The sequence below is a fragment of the Capillimicrobium parvum genome, from assembly GCF_021172045.1.
Taxonomy (GTDB): Bacteria; Actinomycetota; Thermoleophilia; order Solirubrobacterales; family Solirubrobacteraceae; genus Capillimicrobium; species Capillimicrobium parvum.
On record NZ_CP087164.1, the window covers coordinates 2,978,849 to 2,996,994 of the forward strand.

General features: G+C 71.6%; 16 protein-coding genes and 1 pseudogene. 5 read left to right on the forward strand and 12 right to left on the reverse strand.

Annotated features, from left to right (window positions below; genetic code table 11):
* Positions 1-21 precede the first annotated feature (21 nt).
* The 3 genes from DSM104329_RS14600 to DSM104329_RS14610 all read left to right on the forward strand — a co-directional run bounded on the left by DSM104329_RS14600 (position 22) and on the right by DSM104329_RS14610 (position 4,578).
* Entirely contained in the window at positions 22-1,641 is a 1,620-nt protein-coding gene (locus tag DSM104329_RS14600) for a multicopper oxidase family protein (protein WP_259310575.1), read from the forward strand.
* Between the two features lie 76 nt (positions 1,642-1,717).
* Positions 1,718-3,565 (forward strand): 2-oxoacid:acceptor oxidoreductase subunit alpha, encoded by a 1,848-nt coding sequence (locus tag DSM104329_RS14605; RefSeq protein WP_259310576.1) that lies wholly within the window; start codon positions 1,718-1,720, stop codon positions 3,563-3,565.
* Positions 3,562-4,578 carry a 2-oxoacid:ferredoxin oxidoreductase subunit beta gene (locus tag DSM104329_RS14610; RefSeq protein WP_259310577.1) on the forward strand — a complete coding sequence of 339 codons (1,017 nt, stop codon included), beginning with the start codon at positions 3,562-3,564 and terminating at the stop codon, positions 4,576-4,578. The genes DSM104329_RS14605 and DSM104329_RS14610 overlap by 4 nt, the downstream gene beginning before the upstream one ends.
* A gap of 27 nt (positions 4,579-4,605) precedes the next feature.
* Here the strand turns inward: DSM104329_RS14610 and DSM104329_RS14615 are convergent, their stop codons facing one another.
* The 6 genes from DSM104329_RS14615 to DSM104329_RS14640 form a co-directional block, all read right to left on the reverse strand.
* Positions 4,606-5,511, reverse strand: coding sequence for a cyclase family protein (locus DSM104329_RS14615; RefSeq protein WP_407655918.1), 906 nt, complete (start codon positions 5,509-5,511; stop codon positions 4,606-4,608).
* Between the two features lie 118 nt (positions 5,512-5,629).
* Positions 5,630-5,995, reverse strand: coding sequence for a VOC family protein (locus tag DSM104329_RS14620; protein ID WP_259310579.1), 366 nt, complete (start codon positions 5,993-5,995; stop codon positions 5,630-5,632).
* Positions 5,996-6,131: 136 nt separating this feature from the next.
* Entirely contained in the window at positions 6,132-7,184 is a 1,053-nt protein-coding gene (locus tag DSM104329_RS14625; RefSeq protein WP_259310580.1) for an alcohol dehydrogenase catalytic domain-containing protein, read from the reverse strand.
* Complete coding sequence (locus DSM104329_RS14630) at positions 7,181-8,302, reverse strand: acyl-CoA dehydrogenase family protein (protein ID WP_259310581.1); 1,122 nt, start codon at positions 8,300-8,302, stop codon at positions 7,181-7,183. The genes DSM104329_RS14625 and DSM104329_RS14630 overlap by 4 nt, the downstream gene beginning before the upstream one ends.
* A 104-nt stretch (positions 8,303-8,406) precedes the next feature.
* Positions 8,407-9,405: a S1C family serine protease gene (locus DSM104329_RS14635; protein WP_259310582.1), complete on the reverse strand. Its 999-nt coding sequence runs from the start codon at positions 9,403-9,405 to the stop codon at positions 8,407-8,409.
* The gene (locus tag DSM104329_RS14640) at positions 9,402-10,175 is read right to left on the reverse strand and encodes a S1C family serine protease (RefSeq protein WP_259310583.1); all 774 of its coding nucleotides are present in this window, start codon (positions 10,173-10,175) and stop codon (positions 9,402-9,404) included. The genes DSM104329_RS14635 and DSM104329_RS14640 overlap by 4 nt, the downstream gene beginning before the upstream one ends.
* Before the next feature lie 123 nt (positions 10,176-10,298).
* Between DSM104329_RS14640 and DSM104329_RS14645 the strand changes: the two genes are divergently transcribed.
* Complete coding sequence (locus DSM104329_RS14645) at positions 10,299-10,718, forward strand: winged helix-turn-helix transcriptional regulator (RefSeq protein ID WP_259310584.1); 420 nt, start codon at positions 10,299-10,301, stop codon at positions 10,716-10,718.
* Between the two features lie 259 nt (positions 10,719-10,977).
* Here the strand turns inward: DSM104329_RS14645 and DSM104329_RS14650 are convergent, their stop codons facing one another.
* The 5 genes from DSM104329_RS14650 to DSM104329_RS14670 form a co-directional block, all read right to left on the reverse strand.
* Positions 10,978-12,180 (reverse strand): serine hydrolase domain-containing protein, encoded by a 1,203-nt coding sequence (locus DSM104329_RS14650; RefSeq protein ID WP_259310585.1) that lies wholly within the window; start codon positions 12,178-12,180, stop codon positions 10,978-10,980.
* Positions 12,181-12,330: 150 nt separating this feature from the next.
* Entirely contained in the window at positions 12,331-12,936 is a 606-nt protein-coding gene (locus DSM104329_RS14655; RefSeq protein WP_259310586.1) for a dihydrofolate reductase family protein, read from the reverse strand.
* An 84-nt stretch (positions 12,937-13,020) separates the two neighbouring features.
* Positions 13,021-13,482 carry an SRPBCC family protein gene (locus DSM104329_RS14660; RefSeq protein ID WP_259310587.1) on the reverse strand — a complete coding sequence of 154 codons (462 nt, stop codon included), beginning with the start codon at positions 13,480-13,482 and terminating at the stop codon, positions 13,021-13,023.
* A complete protein-coding gene (locus DSM104329_RS14665; RefSeq protein WP_259310588.1) occupies positions 13,479-13,832 on the reverse strand; it encodes an ArsR/SmtB family transcription factor in 354 nt (117 codons plus the stop codon). The genes DSM104329_RS14660 and DSM104329_RS14665 overlap by 4 nt, the downstream gene beginning before the upstream one ends.
* 278 nt (positions 13,833-14,110) lie before the next feature.
* Positions 14,111-15,118, reverse strand: a complete 1,008-nt coding sequence (locus DSM104329_RS14670; protein ID WP_259310589.1) for an MBL fold metallo-hydrolase — start codon at positions 15,116-15,118, stop codon at positions 14,111-14,113.
* A gap of 1,021 nt (positions 15,119-16,139) precedes the next feature.
* On the opposite strand from DSM104329_RS14670, the gene DSM104329_RS14675 reads away from it, so the two are divergent.
* The gene (locus DSM104329_RS14675; RefSeq protein ID WP_259310590.1) at positions 16,140-16,925 is read left to right on the forward strand and encodes a type 1 glutamine amidotransferase; all 786 of its coding nucleotides are present in this window, start codon (positions 16,140-16,142) and stop codon (positions 16,923-16,925) included.
* Positions 16,926-16,940: 15 nt separating this feature from the next.
* Here the strand turns inward: DSM104329_RS14675 and DSM104329_RS14680 are convergent.
* Positions 16,941-18,090 (reverse strand): annotated as a pseudogene (locus DSM104329_RS14680) (NAD-dependent succinate-semialdehyde dehydrogenase); the annotation flags it as partial.
* Between the last annotated feature and the right edge of the window lie 56 nt (positions 18,091-18,146).

Consider the following 18,146-nt stretch of genomic DNA (forward strand, 5'->3'; position numbering starts at 1 on the left):
TTGTCGGTACAGTCCCGCGCCGTGTCGTGGACGACCGCCGCCCGCCGCGCCCTCGGCGGACTCCTTTGCGCTCTCGCCGCGGTCGCGGTCGGGGTCGCGCCGGCACACGCCGCCGCCGGCTCGCCCTGGACCCCGATCGCCGGGATGGCGCTCACCGAGCCGCAGCAGGTCCACGCGGAGAACGGCGTCCTGCGCGTGACGCTCGACGCGCGGCTCGACACGATCACGGTCTCGGGCTCACCGATCCTCGCCCAGCCGTTCAATGGTCGGCTCGTCGGCCCCACGCTGCACGTCCGCCCCGGCGACACGATCGACGTCACGTTCGTCAACGCCACCCCGCAGGACACGAACATCCACTTCCACGGGATGCACGTCTCGCCGCGCCGGGACGCGGACAACGTCTTTCGCAGCTTCGCTCCCGGGACGACGCATCACACGATCGTCAAGGTGCCGAAGGGGCACTCACCGGGCACGTACTGGTACCACGCGCACCTGCACGCCATCACCGAGCCGCAGCTCATGGGCGGCCTCAGCGGGCTGGTCGTCGTCGAGGGCCTCGAGCGGCTGCTGCCCAGGCGCCTGCGCGGCATCGCTCAGCGCCAGATCGCCATCCGCGACCTGCAGACGTCCCCGGACGATCCGGGCCGCGCCGCGCTCAGCACCGCGGAGATCGACACCACCGCGCCGACGACGCGGCTGGTCAACGGGCTGCTCAGGCCGCGCGCCACGATGCGCGCCGGCCGGACGCAGCTCTGGCGCCTGGCCAACATCGGCTCCGACCTCTTCTACCAGGTGCAGCTCGAGGGCCACCGCTTCCGCGTGATCGCCGAGGACGGCTCGCCGGTCTGGCGCGTGCGCAGCGCCCGCACGCTGGTGATGGCGCCCGGCAAGCGCTTCGACGTGCTCGTCGAGGCGGGCGAGCCCGGCACGTACCGGTTGCGCACGCTGGCCTATCCCGAGGAGGGCTTCCAGCTGCTGCCGGAGGCCGACCTGATGAGCGTCCGCGTGCTTCGCGGCCGCGCGCGCAGGCCGCCACGCGTTCCGCGCCGGCTCGACACCCCCGCGGGCCCGATCACCGGGTTGCCCGTCGCCCGCAAGCGCACCTTCACGTTCAGCTTCGGCACGGGCGCCACGTTCACGGCGCTCATCAACGGCCGGCAGTTCGACCCGGGGAAGACGAACGTCGCCCCGATCGTCGGGACGGTGGAGGAGTGGACGCTGCGCAACCGTGCGCCCGAGGAGCACCCCTTCCACATCCACATCAACGCGTTCCAGGTGATGAGCGTCAACGGCAAGCCGTATCCACACGGCCTGCAGGACGTCGTGACGATCCCCCGGATGCGCAACGGCCGGCCCGGCGAGGTCGTGATCCGGATCCCGTTCCGGCACTTCACCGGCCACTTCGTCTTCCACTGCCACATCCTCGGCCACGAGGATGCGGGGATGATGATGACCGTGCAGGTACGTCGCAGGGGCGAGCCGGTGACGCCGCCGCCGACGGGGCTCATGGTCCAGCACGCGCTGCACGCGCGGCCGGCGGCCACGGCGCTGGAGGCCGGCGACGCGTCGCCGGCCGGCGGGGTCGGGGACCCCCCGGCGACCGCCTGGCTGTGCCGGCTGCGCGACCGGTCCGCCGCCTGACGATCACTGGAGAAATCCCTACATCTGTCGGTCTTTGCTGGCGTAACAGCCGACCGTCGGGGTAGCGTCACAGGTTGTGGGTGTCACCCGGAGAAGAAAGGAATCGCGGGAACGGGTCATCGTCCGGTTCGCGGGCGACTCGGGCGACGGGATGCAGCTCGCCGGGGGCCAGTTCACCTCCGCGACGGCGACGGTCGGAAACGATCTCGTCACGCTGCCGAGCTTCCCTGCTGAGATCAGGGCGCCGCAGGGGACGTTGGCCGGCGTCTCGAGCTTTCAGATCCACTTCGCCAGTCGGGACATCGCGACGCCGGGCGACACGCCGAACCTGCTGGTGGCGATGAACCCGGCCGCGCTGCAGGCCAATGTCGGCGGGCTGGAGCCGGGGACGGCGATCATCGTCAACGAGGACGCGTTCTCCAAGCGCAACCTCATGAAGGCGGGCTATGAGGACAACCCGCTCGACGACGACTCGCTCGAGGCGTTCCAGGTCACGCGGGTGCCGATGACCACGTTGTGCCAGCGCGCGGCCGAGGCGGTGGACGGGGCGAGCAGCCGCGACGCGCAGAAGGCGCGCAACCTGTTCGCGCTCGGTCTCGTGTGCTGGATGTACGACCGGCCGACCGACGGGACGGAGACGTGGATCGCGCAGAAGTTCGGTGGCCAGCCGCTGGTGCGCGACGTGAACCTCGCGGCGTTGCGGGCCGGCTACACGTTCGGCGAGGCGACCGAGCTGATCGGCGCGCGCATCGAGGTGGCGCCGGCCACCGACATCCCGCCGGGGACGTACCGCAACGTCAACGGGACGCAGACCACGTCGATGGGCCTGGTGGCGGCGTCGGTCAAGGCGGGGCTGCCCCTGACGCTGGCCGCGTACCCGATCACGCCGGCGTCGGAGCTACTGCACACGCTGGCGCGGCGCAGGGACTTCGGCGTGCGCACGGTGCAGGCCGAGGACGAGATCGCTGCGGCGGGGATCGCGCTCGGGGCGTCGTTCGGCGGCGGGCTGGGCGTGACGGCGACGTCGGGGCCGGGCATGGACCTCAAGGCCGAGACGATCGGGCTGGCCGCGATGCTCGAGCTGCCGCTGGTGATCGTCGACGTGCAGCGAGCGGGGCCGTCGACCGGCATGCCGACCAAGACGGAGCAGTCCGATCTGCTCTTGGCCTTGTATGGCCGCCACGGCGAGTCGCCGGTGCCGGTCGTCGCGGCCTCCACGCCGGGCAACTGCTTCGACGCGGCATTCGAGGCGGTGCGGATCGCGCTGCGCTACCGCACGCCGGTGATCCTGCTGACCGACCTGTTCCTGGCGAACTCGTCGGAGCCGTGGCGGATCCCGTCGGCGGCCGACCTGCCGCGCATCGACCCCGCCTTCGCGCGCCACGACGACCCGGACGCGCCGTTCCTGCCCTATGCGCGCGACGAGGTCGGCGCGCGGGCGTGGGCGATCCCGGGCACGCCGGGCGCTCAGCACGTCATCGGCGGTCTGGAGAAGGCCGACCGGACCGGGACGATCAGCTACGACGGCGTCAACCACGCGCGCATGACCGAGCTGCGGGCGGCGAAGGTCGCCGGGATCGAGGTCCCGGACGTGGTGGTCGACGCCGACGAGGGCGCGCGCGTGCTGGTGCTCGGATGGGGCTCGACCGCGGGCGCCACGCGCGCCGGGGTGCGCCGGGTCCGCGACCGGGGGCTGCCGGTCGCCCGCGCGCACCTGCACCACCTCAATCCGTTCCCCGCGAACCTCGCGGACGTCCTGCGCCGCTACGAGCGGGTGCTGGTGCCCGAGATCAACTCCGGCCAGCTCGCGCAGCTGCTGCGCGCGCGCTATCTGGTCGATGTCATCAGCCACACGCGGATGGAGGGCCAGCCGCTGCTGGCCGGAGCGATGGAGCAGGCGATCCTGGAGGCCATGCCCGCATGACCACGACCGCAGGGCTGACCAAGGCGGACTTCCAGTCCACGCAGGAGACGCGGTGGTGCCCGGGCTGCGGCGACTACTCGATCCTCGCCGCCGTCCAGGGGTTCATGCCCGAGCTCGGCATCCCGCCCGAGCGGGTCGTCTTCGTCACCGGGATCGGGTGCGCCGGGCGCTTCTCGTACTACATGAACACGTACGGGATGCACGCGATCCACGGCCGCGCGCCCGCGGTCGCGACCGGGCTGGCGGCCGCCCGCGACGACCTGTCGATCTGGATCGTCAGCGGCGACGGCGACGCGCTGTCGATCGGCGGCAACCACCTGATCCACGCGCTGCGGCGCAACGTGCCGATCAAGATCCTGCTGTTCAACAACCGCATCTACGGGCTCACGAAGGGCCAGGCCTCCCCCACCTCGGAGCTCGGCAAGGTGACGAAGTCCACGCCGGCCGGCAGCATCGAGGCGCCCGTCGACGCGCTCTCGCTCGCGCTCGGTGCCGGCGCGACGTTCGTCGCGCGCAGCATCGACCGTGACAAGCAGCACCTGCCCGACGTGCTGCGCGCCGCCGCCGAGCACCCCGGCGCCGCGTTCGTCGAGATCCTGCAGAACTGCCCTGTCTTCAACGACGGCGCCTTCGACCACGTCGCCGACAAGCAGCAGGCCGCCGAGCACCGCATCCCGCTCGTGCACGGGCGCCCGATCATCTTCGGGACCGAGCAGGAGCAGTGCGTCGTCAGGGCCGGCGACGGGTCGCTGCGGATCGCCGCGGCCGCCGACGTCGGCCGCGAGGCGATCGTCGTCCACGACGCCCACCGCCACGACCCCAGCCTCGCCTTCGCGCTCAGCCGCCTCGGCGACCTCTCCCGCGGGCCCGTCCCGATCGGCGTGCTGCGCTCCGTCCCCACCCCCGCGTGGGGCGAGGGCCTCGTCGCCGAGAACCGCCGCGCCCACGCGGCCGCCGGCGACGCCGAGCTCGACGCGCTGCTCAGCGCCGGCGACACCTGGTCGGTCGCGTAGGCCGGGCCGGGCGACCGGGCGCTGCGGTCAGCGCACGCGGTACCCCCGCGCCGAGTCCCAGTGCAGCGGCGCCGAGCTGCGCGGCAGCGGCGCGTCGCGCGCCGACACGCGCGCCCCGTGCGGGCTGCCTGGCGGGCAGATGGCGATGTAGCGCGCATAGCCGCCGAGCCCGCCGCGGAGCTCCGGGTAGCCGATCGACACCAGGCAGCCGGTCTGCGGCACCTGGTCGAGGTTCGCCACGCCCTCCGCCTGCGCGTAGCCGTGGTGCATGAGCCACGCCTCACCCTCGAGCGTCGGCGTCGTGTCGGTGTCCAGCGGCTCATGGCCGTGGAACAGGATGTGACGGCGCAGCTGCAGGAACTTCAACGCGTCCAGCGACACGCCCGGGAACACGGGGTCCGCCGCCAGCGCCTTGGCCTTGACCGGGTCGTCCGTCCAGCGCTTGGACCAGTCGGAGCGGACCATGACGACCGACCCGGCCGGCACGCGCCCGTGGGCGCGCTCCCACGCGCGGACGTCGGAGACCTGCAGCGCGTACGCCGGGTCCCTGCGCACCTGGTCGACGATGGAGATCACGACGAGCGGGCGCACCGCGTACGTCGCCGGCAGCTCGTCGATGCTCGGGTACTCGGGAGCCCAGTGCGCGGGCGGGTCGAGCTGGGTGCCGAACTGGTCGGTCGACAGGTCGTAGTGCGTCGCCTCGAAGCCGTCGCGCGCGTACGCGTACGGCTGCCCCGTCTCCGGGTTCACCGACGGGCCGAACGCCGACGGGCCGAAGCCCTTCCACACCGGCATGCTTGGCGTGATCTTGTGCGTCAAGTCGACGTAGCGCGCGTGACGCAGCACGGTCTGGTACGTCGACCACAGGCTCGCGGCGCCGTGCTTGGGGGCCGCGGCCGCGACGTCGTCGTGCCCGCGGCTGGTCCCCGCCACGTAGCCGGCCGCGACGAGCGCGGCGACGACCAGACCTGCGGCGATGCTGCGTACGCGCACTGCTCCCACCTCCCGTTCGGTTCGACTGAGGCGGGAGGCTAGACCGCCGCGCCGCGCGCTACGAGGCCGGCTTGTAGCGGTGGTGCAGCATGAGGTCGTTGCCGTCCGGGTCGGTGAACAGCGCCATGTGGCAGACGCCCGTGTCGAACGTGTCGCCGGCGAACTGGACGCCCTTGGCCTCGAGGTCGGCCCGGGCCGCCGCCACGTCCTCGACGTGCAGCGCCAGATGGGCGTTCTTCTGCGGCGCGAACGGCCTGCCCTGCTTCTCGGGCTCCCAGATGCCCAGGCACGTCTCGCCCACCCAGAACTCGTACTCGCCGTTCGGGTCGGGCTGCAGGCCGAGGGTCTCGCCGTAGAACCGGCGCGCGCGGTCGGCGTCCTGGGACGGGATGCCGACGAAGTCGAGCTTGGTGATGAGGGACATGGTCTGGCCTCCTGCGTGGGGGGATGGTTCGAGATGACCATGCTCCCAACCATTGCGGTCAGGCGGTGACCGCTTTGGTGGACCGTCGCGAACCGGCGGCGGGCATGACCGCGACCGGGCGGCCCGGTGCGGCCCGTCAGGCCGGCCCGTGACCGTTGGGGGCGAGCATGACGCGAACGATCGAGCCGGACGGGTGGTGGGCCGCGAGCTCGATCGCCTCGAGCGCCGAGTCCAGCGGGAACGTCCGTGAGACCGACCCGCCCAGGCTCAGCCGGCCGTCGGCGGCCAGCCGCCCGACGGCCCGCAGATCGTCCATGGATGAGGCGAAGATGCCGATGACGGTCAGCTCGCGGCTCACGATCCCGCTCATCGTCGTCCCGAGGATGAGCGGCTCGTCGCGTACGCCGCCCAGCACCAGCCGGCCGCCATGGCGCAGCATCCGCACACCCTCGCCCGGAGCGTCGCGCGCGCCGCTGAAGTCGATGACCGCGTCGACGGCGCCGACCGCCTCGCGTACCCGCCGTCCCGATCGCGGCAGGCCCTCGACGGGCTCCGCCCCCAGCGCGCGCACGCGCTCCGCGCCGGCCCGGCTGCGCACGACGGCGGCGAGCCGGGCGGCCGGGTACAGCGTGCGCGCGAGGATGAGCACGTGCGTGCCGACGCCGCCCGGTCCCACGACACACAGCGCGCCGTCGTCCGGCAGCTCGGCCGCGACCAGCGCGCGGTAGGCGGTCGCCACCGCGTCCGGCAGCAGCGCCGCCTCCTCCGGCGGCAGGCCCGAGACGCGGATCATGCGGTCCGCCGGCCAGACGACCTCCTGCGCCATGCCGCCCGGGACGTGAAAGCCGAGCGCGCGCTCGCGCTCGCATCGCCGGCCGTTGCCACCCAGGCACGCCTCGCACTCCCCGCAGACATCCAGGGGATGCAGGGCGACGAGGTCCCCCACGGCGATGTCCGCCGCGCCGTCAGCCACCTCCTCGACGATGCCCGCCACCTCGTGCCCGGGACGGATCGGGTACGTCGCCCCGCGGGGCAGCACCATCCCGTGCAGCGCGTGGAGGTCGGTGCCGCAGATCCCGCAGGCGAGCACGTGCACGCGCGCGTCTCCGGGCCCCAGGTCGGGCGGCGGCCCCTCCATCAGCACGACCTCACCCGGGACGAGCTGCACGTAGCGCATGGTCCGCGTCATCGCCCGAGCAGGTCGCGGGCGATGACGAGCTGCTGGATCTCGGCGGTGCCCTCCTCGAACCAGTACCCGCGGGCGTCGCGGTAGAGCCGTTCGATCGGCGAAGCGGTCGTGTAACCGATGCCGCCGTGGACGCGCAGCGCGAGGTCGGTGACGCGGCCGACCATGCGCTGGCAGAAGAGCTTCGCGGTCGCCGATGCGGCGCCGGTCGGCGCCTCCGCGGATTGACGCACCAGCGCGCGCCCGGCCGCCACCTCGGCGTGCATGTCGGCCAGGTGGACCTGGATCGCCTGGCGCTCGGCGATCGGCCGGCCGAACGTCACGCGCTCGCGCGCGAAGGCGACCGCCTCGTCGAGCGCGCGCTGGGCCGTACCGACCATGCAGCTCGACAGCGACACGCGGCTGTAGTCGAGGAAGCACATCGCCACTTCCAGGCCGTGGCCGACGGGACCGAGCCGGTGACGGTCCTCGACCGCCATGTCGTCGAAGCGCAGCGTGCGGTGGCCGGTCCCGGCGAGCCCCATCGTGTGCTGCGTCTCCTCCACCTGCAGGCCGGGGGTCCCGCGCGGGAGCAGGAAGCTGGTCAGCGAGTCGGCGGCGCGGCGGTCGTCGCTCGCCGCGGTGAGCAGGAACGCGTCGGCGCGGTCGGCGAACGTGATCAGGTGCTTCTCGCCGCTCAAGCGCCAGCCGTCGCCGTCGCGCCGGGCGCGCGAGTGCAGATCGCGGCCGCTGCCGCCGCTGCGCTCCGTCAGCGCAAACGCGACGAGCGCCTCGCCGGCCGCCATCCGCGCAACCACCGACTGCTGCTCCTCGGACCCGTAGCGGACGATCGGTCGCCAGATGCCGTTCGCCACGTGCGCGAGCATGCGGCCCCAGGCCGGCCCCATGCCGGCCCGCTCGAGATAGGGCACCACCTCCGGCGGGGCGAGCCCGAGCCCACCGAACTCGGGTGGCACGGTCAGCGCGCAGAGGCCGAGCGCGTGAAATCGGGCGAGATCCTCGGGTGGGATCTCGTCGCTCGCGTCGGCCGCGCGGGCGCCCTCCTCGAACTCGGACACGAACAGCGCCCGGACGACATCGAGGGCGGGCGGCGCGACGTGGGTGCGGTCCAGCCCGGACATGGCCGGGCACCCTAGCGTGCCGGGCCGTCCCACTCGTCCTGCCCTCCCCCTGATGGCGCGTCAGGCCGGCGGGCAGGTACGTGGCCGTCACGTCGCGACCGGCGCTAGATGTCGGCGCTGACCGTTCGCAGGTCGACCGGAACGACGAGCATCTGGCGCTCTCGACCGTCGCGGAGCAGCGACACCGACAGCCGCGTGCCGATGATCTCGTGCTGGAGGAGGGCCTGGAGGTCGGCGACGCTTTCCATGCGCCGGTGGCCCACGTCGATGATCAGGTCGCCCTCGCGGATGCCGGCGGCCGCCGCCGGTGAGCCGAGGACGACCTCAACGACCTCGATGCACCCCTCGCCACTCCAGGCCGTTCGTGCGCGTGCCGGCAGCGGCCGGGCCGCGCCGGCGAGGCCGAGGTAGCCGCGGCGAACCTCGCCGTGCGTCATCAGGGCGCCGATGATGCCCCGCGTGGCGGTGTTGATCGGCACCGCGAGGCCGAGCCCCACACCCGCGACCGCAGTGTTCACGCCGACCACGGTGCCGCGATGGTCGGCCAGCGCCCCGCCGGAGTTGCCGGGGTTGAGCGCGGCGTCGGTCTGGATCACGTCGTCGATGCGGCGGACCACGCCGCTCGAGCGTGTCGGCAGCGAGCGGCCGAGCGCGGAGACGACGCCCGCCGTCACCGAGCCCGCGAACCCGTGTGGGTTTCCGATCGCGACGACCAACTGCCCGGCGCGCAGCTTGGTGGCGTCGCCGAGCGCGGCCGGAGCGAGGTCGCCCTCGTCGCAGCGCAGCACGGCAAGATCGGTGAAGGGGTCGGCGCCGACGACGGAGAACCCCATCTCGCCGCCGTCGGTGAACGCCGCCACGCCGCGCGATCGCGACGGTCGCGTGTGGCCGGAGACGACGTGCGCCGAGGTCAGCAGGAAGCCGTCGGCGGTCAGGACGATCCCGCTGCCCGCGCCTGCGGGAACCCGCCGGCCGTCGCGACGGCGCGCGAGGACCTGCAGGTTGGCGACCGACGGGGACAGCACGTCGGCGACGTGGATGACGCTCTCGCTGTAGGCGTCGAGTGCCTCGGCCTCCGACGGCACGTCCAGCCGGGCGCTCATGCGCGCGCCTTCGCCGACAGGTCGACCTCGAGCCGATGCTCGTCGACTCCGCGCACGACATGGAGCGCCACGGTCGTGCCCGCGACGCGCTGCAGCGTGTCGACGAGCGCGTCCGGGTGTTGCACCTCCTCGTTGCCCACAGCGACGATGAGATCGCCGGCGAGCACCCCGCCGGCCTCCGCCGCGGAGCCTGCTTCGACGTCGCGCACCAGCACACCGGCGCGGTCCGGGAGGCCGACGGCGCGACGCATGCGGCGGGCCGCTCGCGGCGGCGCCACCGCGACGCCGAGGCGCGCGACGTCCGGCTCGCCGCGCAGCAGGCGATCGCTGGCTGCGCGCGCGGACTCGGCCGCCAGCGCGATGAGGAACCCCGGGTCGCCGCGCAGCGCGTTGATCCCGATCAGCTCGCCCGCGGCGTTGACGAGGGGGCCGCCGCCGGCGCCGCGCGGCATCGGCGCGGTGTGCTCGATCGCGCTCACGAGCCGCCCGCCGCGTCCCCGCACCCGCAGGAGGTCTGCCGATACCCGCCCCTCGGTCACCCGCAGGCCGGTGCCGGGATCGCCGAGGGCGAAGACCGGATCGCCGAGGTTCGGCGTCACCGGCGACCAACGGAGCGCTTCGACGCCGCCGGTCTGCGTCTCCAGCACGGACAGGCCCGATCCGAGGTCGCTCGCGAGGACCTTGCCCTCTTTCACGTCGCCGGCGACGTCGAGCTCCACGCGGTCACCGGCCAGCGTGTGGCTGAAGACGAGCACGCGGTCGGAAGCCACGACCGTGCCGCAGCCCCGTCTCGCACCCCGGCCGAGCCGCACGACAGCGGGACCGACACGCTCCGCTACCGTCGTGACTTGCAACATGCAAGTGAGTCTACCAACCGGCATATGCTTCGATCGGTGATCGACGACGCTCTGCTTTCCGGCCTCACCAACGCGACCAGCATCCTCGGCGACCGCTGGTCGCCCGCGATCATCGCCGCGCTGCTCGACGGCCCGCAGCGATACGGGGAGCTCAAGGACCGGCTCGGCATCGCGCCGAACATCCTCAGCGCTCGCCTGAAGGCACTTGAACAAGAGGGCCTCGTCGTGTCGACGCCCTACTCCGATCGACCCGTCCGCCTCTCGTACGCGCTCACCGCCGACGCCCGCGAGCTCGCCGACCTGCTGCGGCTCCTCGCCGCCTGGGGCGCTCACCGCACCGGTACGCCCGATGCGATCACCCACGCGCGCTGCGGCACGCCGCTCGAGGTGCGCTGGTGGTGCCCGACCTGCGCCGACACGGCGTCCCCGGGCGACGATGAGTCGATCAGGCTCTGAACGCGGCCGCGCGGTGGAACGCTGCCGGCACCCGCCCGCACACCCGCGTGCGCTGACCCCATGCCCGTTGGCCCGCGATGGCCCGGCTCGCCAACCTTGCCACGCCTCGTCTGGCGGCGCACCGGCGAGGCGATAGAGCGATCGAGGACTGTTTGCTCGGATACGTGGGATGCGGACTCGGCTTCCGCCTCGCCGAGCGTCTCCAGGGCCGGTACGCGCAGGCGCGAGGGCGTGATCGGTGAGCGGACAGGCGACGAACTCAGCGATGCGTTGTGGCCAGAGCGTGCACCGCCGGCAGCAGCAGCGGTGAAGGGTCTTCGGCCCAGTTGATCGCCGACGCGATCGTCACGTGCTGGGCGGGCAGCCGGGCGACGTACGCGTTGTAGCCGGCGGCCGTGCCGAGATGGCCGATCATCTCGACGTTCCCGGGAAAGATCCGTTGCTCGACTCCGAGGCCGTAGCCGACCTGGCCGCCGACGTCCGGGGCCGGGGCGAACGTGAGCATCTGGCGCAGGGTGTCGCGGTGGCGGAACAGCCGTCCTTTCAGCAGCGCATCAAGGAACCGGGTGAGGTCCTGAACGGTGGTGACGAGCGCGCCGCCGCCCGCGGCGCCGGCGATCGATGGATCAACGCGGGTCTGATCGACCGTTCTGCCGTCGAGCTCGCCGTAGGCGTGTGCGTGAGCACCCTTGATCGACGCGTTCCCGGGGGCGGGCAGCGTCGTGTGCCGCAGGCCCAGCGGTGTGATCACGCCCCGCGTGACCGCCTTGCGCCATGACCCGCCGGTGAGCCCTTCGATGATCAGGCTCAGAAGGTTGTACTCCGTGTTGCAGTACTTGTAGTTGGTCCCGGGCGCGAACGCCGGCGGCTGGGCGGCCGCGAGATCGAGGAACTCCGAGACCGTCCAGACCTTCAACGGGTCGCGGGCGATCTGCTCGTCGATGGCTGGCAGATCCCATTCGGGGATGCCGCTGCGGTGGCTGAGCAGCATGCGCACCGTGACGTCGGGCGCGGTCGGGAAACGGCCGATGACGCTCGCGGGCAGCACGTCGGGCAGCTTCGCGTCGAGCGAGAGGCGGCCGCGCTCGGCGAGTTGCAGAACCGTGGCGGAGACGAACGGCTTGACGATGCTGCCGGCGCGGAACCGATCGTTCGGGCGCATGGGCACATCCGGCGCCACGCGACCGAGGCCGGCGACGCCTGTCCAGGCGCCGAGCTTCGCGCTCCGCACGTGCAGGATCGCTCCGGGGGCGTGGATGCTTGGATCGCGAAGCGCGTCGTGAAGCGCCCGCTGGAGCTGACGCGCGAGGGCAGGATCGAAGCGCGGGCCCGAACTCGCCGCCACCAACGCGCGGTGTGCCGCAGCGCGCACGGGCGCACTGAGCCCGGCCGCGGCAAGGGCGCCGGCTGCACCCACCAACAGCGTCCGGCGGTTGAGGGAGCGGCTTGCGCCGCCGTCCACGACGGTGGCGGGTCCAAGGTCCGGCATGCTCGCCTCCTTCCCCGCGCGATCGCGCGAAGCACCCGATGTCCCGTCCAGATGGAGGAACTGGGTCAGGGCAACCGTAGTCCCTCGCGCACCGCAACGCCACTGCTCCTCGGACGCTGGCCTTCAGCTCGCCCGGCGGTAGCGGATGTGCGTGGCCAGCGGCGAATGCAGCACCTCGACGGGCTCCAACCGCAGAGATCCGACGCCGTCGAAGATCCGCTCGCCGGATCCGAGCAGGACCGGGGCGATGTCGAGCGTGAGCTCGTCGACGACCCCGGCGGCGAGGGCCTGCCGAACGGTGGAGGCGCCGCCCGCGATGTCCACGCCGTCGTCGCCGGCCGTCTCGCGCGCCTGTGCGTAGGCGGCGTCGAAGCCGTCGGTGACGAAGTGGAAGGTCGTCCCGCCCTCCATCTCGATCGGCTCGCGGGCGTGATGGGTGAGCACGAACACCGGTGCGTGGTACGGCGGCTCGGGCCCCCACCAGCCGCGCCAGTCCTCCTCCCACTCACCGCGGATCGGCCCGAACATGTTGCGGCCCATGACGTAGGCGCCGCGCGGGCGCATGAGCCAGCCGACAGCGGTCTCGTCGGCCTCGTTGGCGCGCTCGTCGCCGAGGTGCCAGCCGTGGAGCTCCATTCCGCGCTTCCCGAGCGGATGCTCGCGACTCTGGTCCGGCCCGGCGACGAAACCGTCGAGCGAGATCGACATGTGGCAGGTGGTGTCCGGCATCGCGACTCCTCCGAAGGTTGACGATTTGCAAGTACTGGCCCGGGATCTACCAGGCGGCGAAGGGGCGCTGGTGCAGCGCGAGCCTCATGCGGCAACCTGCTCACCGAGGAAGGCGGCGAGCCCGTCGAGCAGCAGGCCGGTGCCGTGCTCGCGCTCCGCCGGATCCTCGAGGTCGTCGAAGAACGCGCCGTGCTCGGTGAAGACGAGCCGCGTGCCGTCGCCGTCGGGCCGCACCTCGACGGTCGTCAGCGACACGGAGATGAGCCGCCCGTCGAGCAGGAGGTCGTAGGCGAAGACGATCCGCTCACCGTCGACGATGTCGTGGTAACGGCTACGGAACTCGTGCAGCGTCCCGCGCGGATCCCGTCCCACGCTCACCTCGCTGCCGCCGACGCGGAAGTCGAGCTCCCAATGGGCGTCGGTCCAGCCATCGGGCACGCCGAACCAGCGCTGCTTGAGCTCCGGGTCCGCGAACGCGCGGAACGCCTGCGCCGGGGTCTGGCGGAACCGGCGCTCGATCGTGAAGTCGTGCTGGCGGATGCTCATCGGCGGTCTCCTGGGTCGGCGGGAAAGGTGTCGTCGAGGACGTCGGAGAGGCGGTCGAAGTGCCTCTCCCAGATCGCACGGTGCTCGGCGATCCACTGCTCGAGCGTGCGCATCGGGCCGGGCTCGAGCCGGCACGTCCGGACGCGGCCGATCTTCTCCGAGCGCACGAGGCCGCTGCGCTGCAGCACGTCGAGGTGCTGCATCACGGACGGCAGCGACATGTCCAGCGGTGCGGCGAGCTCGCTCACGGACGCCGCGCCGCTCGACAGGCGGACGACCATCGCGCGGCGGCTCTCGTCGGCGAGCGCGTGGAACGCCCGGTCGAGCTGTGCTGCGTCGGCGGTCGGCATGAGCCGCATCGTAGCGCACACTTAGGCAACTGACTAAGTGTCATGCTCGATCGCGCGCCCCGTTCAGAGAGGCGAGCAGCGCGACCGTGATGTGCTCTTGAGCGACCTCTTCGCCGGTCGTCAGGCGGTATGCCATAACGCGCTCGCGGGGTCGCCGGCGGTTCCGGTGCCGGTTTTCCGCGGCCGTGCCGCTCGAGGATCGCGCGAATGGCCCCGCGATGCCCGAGAAGGAGATCGCCGTGATCGCTGCCGTCCTGCTCCTTTCGAGGGGTACCTGTTCAGCCGGCCGCGCCTGGCGTCGCGGTCGCCTGAAACTCGAACCGCGTTCCTACGCTGTTCTGGAGGAACGCGTCGGGGAAGCGCGCCGCGATTGCATGCGTCGCGCGCCACCCCGTGCAGTGCGTCGGCACGAGGTAGTCCGCGTCGAACTCTGCCAGCGCCGCGCACGTCGGCTCGATGATCTGCTCGAACGCGCGGCCGCTCAGGTGGAAGCCACCCACGACCGCATGAACGTCGTGCTGGCCCGTCAGCTTTCGGACATAGCGCAGGATGTTGACGATGCCCGAGTGGCCGCAGCCCGTGAGCACAACGAGCCCATGGCCGCGAACGGAGGTAACGAGCGCCTGGTCATCGAGGATCAGCGGATCGGGTTGCCAGGTTCCGTCCCGGTGAGCCTCGTGGCCGGGGAATCCGCGCTCGAACTCCGTCGTGCGGTCCACCTCGCCGGTGACGAGCAACGACCCCTCGAGCAGGAACGATGGCTGCTTCTCCTCGACGATGTCGAAGCCGGCACCTTGAAGGGCGTTCTTGCTCGTCGTCGGCAGCTCCACCCGGTTCCCGCCCGGGAATGTGAGCCGCCGCCGGGACCAGAACTCCGGGTGGATGAGCACGGGCATGCTCGGCCTGCCGAGCGCCCTCGTAAGGCCGTCCATCCCGGTGACATGGTCCCAGTGGCCGTGACTGAGAACGATGACGTCGATCTCGCCCGGAGGGACCTGCAGGCGGCGCATGTTCTCCACGAGCCCGTCGGGCGTGCGGCCGGCGTCGAAGAGCACGCGGGTCGTGCGATCGCCCTTGGTGACGGTCACCAGCGCCGAGAAGCCGTGCTCGGCGCGCAGCGCGTCGTCCGTGTCGCCCGAGACGCTGAAGCGCGCGGGCATGCGCGGCGACCGCGTCATCGACGGCCGCTTCGCGGGGCCCTGGTCAGCAAGCAGCGAGTCCGTGACGTTATCCACCAGCGTGGTGATCGTCAGCGCGTCGACGGGCTCCAGCGCGATCGCTTGCATCCGCTCGATCCGAGCCTCTCAGTTCGGGTGGCTGCCCACAAGGTCCGCTGCCGCCGCCCGTAGGTGATGCGTGGCGCGAAGACCGTCAACGTCAACTGGTCATTGCAGGCAGCGTCCGGCCGCGCATCGCGCGCGAGGGACAAGAGTGCGTTCGGCGGGTGAGCCTCCCGGACGGGCAGGCCTGACCACACGCTGGTGTCACAGCAGCTGCCTTATGCCGGAGTCGACGCCATGCTCGGGTCGTTGGGGATTGTTCGGTGGTCCCACGCAAACGCTGCAAGTGCTGGCTGACTCACCGATCGTAGACGCCGCCCGCAGCGACCCCGACATCTGCCCCGCGACTGAAGGTCCAGGCGTCTGGGCGGTTCCTGCCACCACGAAGGCTCTCCCCCGCAGAAGGCTCCCCCGCAGAAGGCTCTCCCCCGCAAGCTCACGGCGCAAAGCTCGTGCGACTGACAGTGATCTACCGCGACCCCGCCGGACGCAGGCACGTCGAGCGGCTGGTACCGCTCAGTTGACAGCGGCACGGCGGACCGCAGAACGTCCCATGACGGCCGTCGATGGAGTCTCGCGCGGGCGCTGCCGCCGCGAACACCGGCGACGCTCGATGCGGCTATCGCAGTGCGCGCCAGGACAGCGCCCCCGGCTGCGTGCGGCCCGAGACCGATCTAGGACTGTTTGCTCGCATACGTGGCCTACGAGGCGAGCCTGCAGGGATTATGCCGGCGCTCCGTGGGTCCGGGCTCGCGACGCGGGCGCCGCCTCCCTGACCTCGGTTCGAAGCAATGGAAGCCGAATATGCGAGGCTGCTCGACGGTTGCATGGCGCTCCGCGACGCCCATGCCCCGACGAGGCAGCAGGGCCGGAGTTCGCCCCAAAGAGTGCCACGTCAGCCGGAGAGATCAGTCGAGTCTCATCCCTGTTCCCATGCCTAACCTGGACGCCACAGTCCATTCCCGCGAATTGGCCGTTGTGCAAGTGCGGGGGTCAACCCTAGGATCGTTCCTCGGGAGCCGAGCTGATGCACATCGCGGAACACCCCGAGGACCGGATCCTCGTGATCCAGCACATCGCCTGTGAGCCTCCCGCGGCCTACGAGGACGTGCTGATCGGTCGCGGGATCCCGATTCAACGGGTGGAGGTCGACGAAGGCGAGCCGCTCCCTGACTGGCGGGGGTTCGCAGCGATAATCGCGATGGGCGGCCCGATGAGTGCCAACGATGGCGATCACCTCCCGTGGCTGGGTGAGGAGAAGCGGCTCATCGCCGAGGCGATCCGTGCAGGCATGCCGTACTGGGGGGTCTGTCTCGGCGCCCAGCTCCTGGCCAGCGCTCTGGGTGCTCGGGTCTTCCGAGGGCCCGCACCTGAGGTCGGGGTCTACCACGACATAGAGCCGACCGCGCATGCCGCAGAGGACCCGGTCTTCCGGGGCTTGACCGGCCCGCTGACCTCACTGCAATGGCACAGCGACACGTTCGATCTCCCCCATGAGGCTGTGCTCCTCGCCAGCTCTCCCGCGTATCGACACCAGGCGTTCCGCTGGGGCAACGCCTACGGAATCCAGTTTCACCTCGAGGTGCCGCCCGACCTGGCCGCGCAATGGGCCGACGTGCCGGCCTACGCCAATGCGCTCAATCAGATCCTGGGGCCCGGCGCTCTGCCCCGTCTCGTGGCCGACGTGACGTTGACCGCCCCCGTCACCATCGCAGTGGGCCAAGCGCTGTTTGCCCACTGGCTCGACGACGTGGTCGCACCAGCAGCATCGCGGCGGCGAACCACGCACACGGCGCCGACCATCGGCGACTGACGCGAGTCAGTCAAGTCACGCGACCGCAAGGTACTTCGTCTCGAGGTACTCCGAGAGGCCTTCGGCCCCGCCCTCGCGCCCGAGCCCGGACTGCTTGATGCCGCCGAACGGAGCGCCGGCATTCGACACGATCCCCTGGTTGAGACCGACCATCCCGGTCTCCAGCGCGTCGCTGACGCGCAGCGCTCGCGCCAGATCGCGCGTGTACACGTAGGCCACTAGCCCGAAATCGGTGCCGTTGGCGAGCTCGATCGCCTCCTCCTCCGCAGCGAACGTGGTCACCGGTGCGACGGGACCGAAGATCTCCTCGGAGAGCACCCGTGCGTCCTCGGGCACGGACGTGAGCAGCGTTGGCTGGAAGAAGTATCCGGGGCCATCGATCACGCTCCCGCCGACCACCGGTCGCGCTCCCCGCTCGATCGCGTCCGACACGAGCTCGGCGACGCGAGCGCGCTGTCGCGCGTCGATAAGGGGCCCGATGGTGACGCCGCTCTGCGAGCCGCAACCGACCCTGAGGTCAGCGGTCCGCTTTGCCAGTTCAGCGATGAACTCCTCCGCGACCGACTCATGGACGTGAAACCGGTTTGCTGACGTGCAGGCCTGGCCGCCGTTGCGCATCTTGGCCAGGACAGCGCCGTCGATGGCCGCCTCGATGTCCGCGTCCTCGAAGACGACGAACGGTGCGTTGCCGCCGAGCTCCATGGAGACGCGGAGCACCTGCTGGGCCGACTGCTCGATAAGCAGCTTTCCAACGGCCGTAGATCCCGTGAACGAGAACTTGCGCAGCCGTGGATCACGGATCAGGGGCTCGACGATCGACCCCCGCCGAGCTCGAGGCGATCACGTTGAGCACGCCGCCCGGGAGACCGGCGTCCTCGAGGATAGCTGCCAGCGCGAGCATGGTCAGTGGAGTCTGAGGCGCTGGCTTAGCGACCATCGTGCATCCCGCGGCGATTGCCGGGGCGATCTTCCGAGCGCCCATGGCGAGCGGGAAGTTCCACGGAGTGATGAAAAGGCATGGACCCACGGGCTGAGCCATCGTCAGCACACGCCCGAGACCCGTCTCGCTGCGCGACAGTCTGCCCCTGATCCGCACCGCTTCCTCGCCGTAACACCGGATATAGCTCGCCGCGTACGCCACCTGAGGTTGTCCCGGCGCTCGTGGAACTTTGAAGGTGGCGGTCCTCCCGCCTCGTCCGCTCGCGTTGCGAGCGTGACAGG

Bases quoted from the DNA above. Each gene is read 5' to 3' on its own strand.
- DSM104329_RS14620 (WP_259310579.1), bottom strand. From the start codon at position 5,995: ATGTCCCTCATCACCAAGCTCGACTTCGTCGGCATCCCGTCCCAGGAC.
- DSM104329_RS14630 (WP_259310581.1), bottom strand. From the start codon at position 8,302: ATGTCCGGGCTGGACCGCACCCACGTCGCGCCGCCCGCCCTCGATGTC.
- DSM104329_RS14655 (WP_259310586.1), bottom strand. From the start codon at position 12,936: ATGCCGGACACCACCTGCCACATGTCGATCTCGCTCGACGGTTTCGTC.
- DSM104329_RS14660 (WP_259310587.1), bottom strand. From the start codon at position 13,482: ATGAGCATCCGCCAGCACGACTTCACGATCGAGCGCCGGTTCCGCCAG.
- DSM104329_RS14610 (WP_259310577.1), top strand. From the start codon at position 3,562: ATGACCACGACCGCAGGGCTGACCAAGGCGGACTTCCAGTCCACGCAG.
- DSM104329_RS14675 (WP_259310590.1), top strand. From the start codon at position 16,140: ATGCACATCGCGGAACACCCCGAGGACCGGATCCTCGTGATCCAGCAC.
- DSM104329_RS14670 (WP_259310589.1), bottom strand. From the start codon at position 15,118: ATGCAAGCGATCGCGCTGGAGCCCGTCGACGCGCTGACGATCACCACG.
- DSM104329_RS14625 (WP_259310580.1), bottom strand. From the start codon at position 7,184: ATGACGCGGACCATGCGCTACGTGCAGCTCGTCCCGGGTGAGGTCGTG.
- DSM104329_RS14665 (WP_259310588.1), bottom strand. From the start codon at position 13,832: ATGCCGACCGCCGACGCAGCACAGCTCGACCGGGCGTTCCACGCGCTC.
- DSM104329_RS14635 (WP_259310582.1), bottom strand. From the start codon at position 9,405: ATGAGCGCCCGGCTGGACGTGCCGTCGGAGGCCGAGGCACTCGACGCC.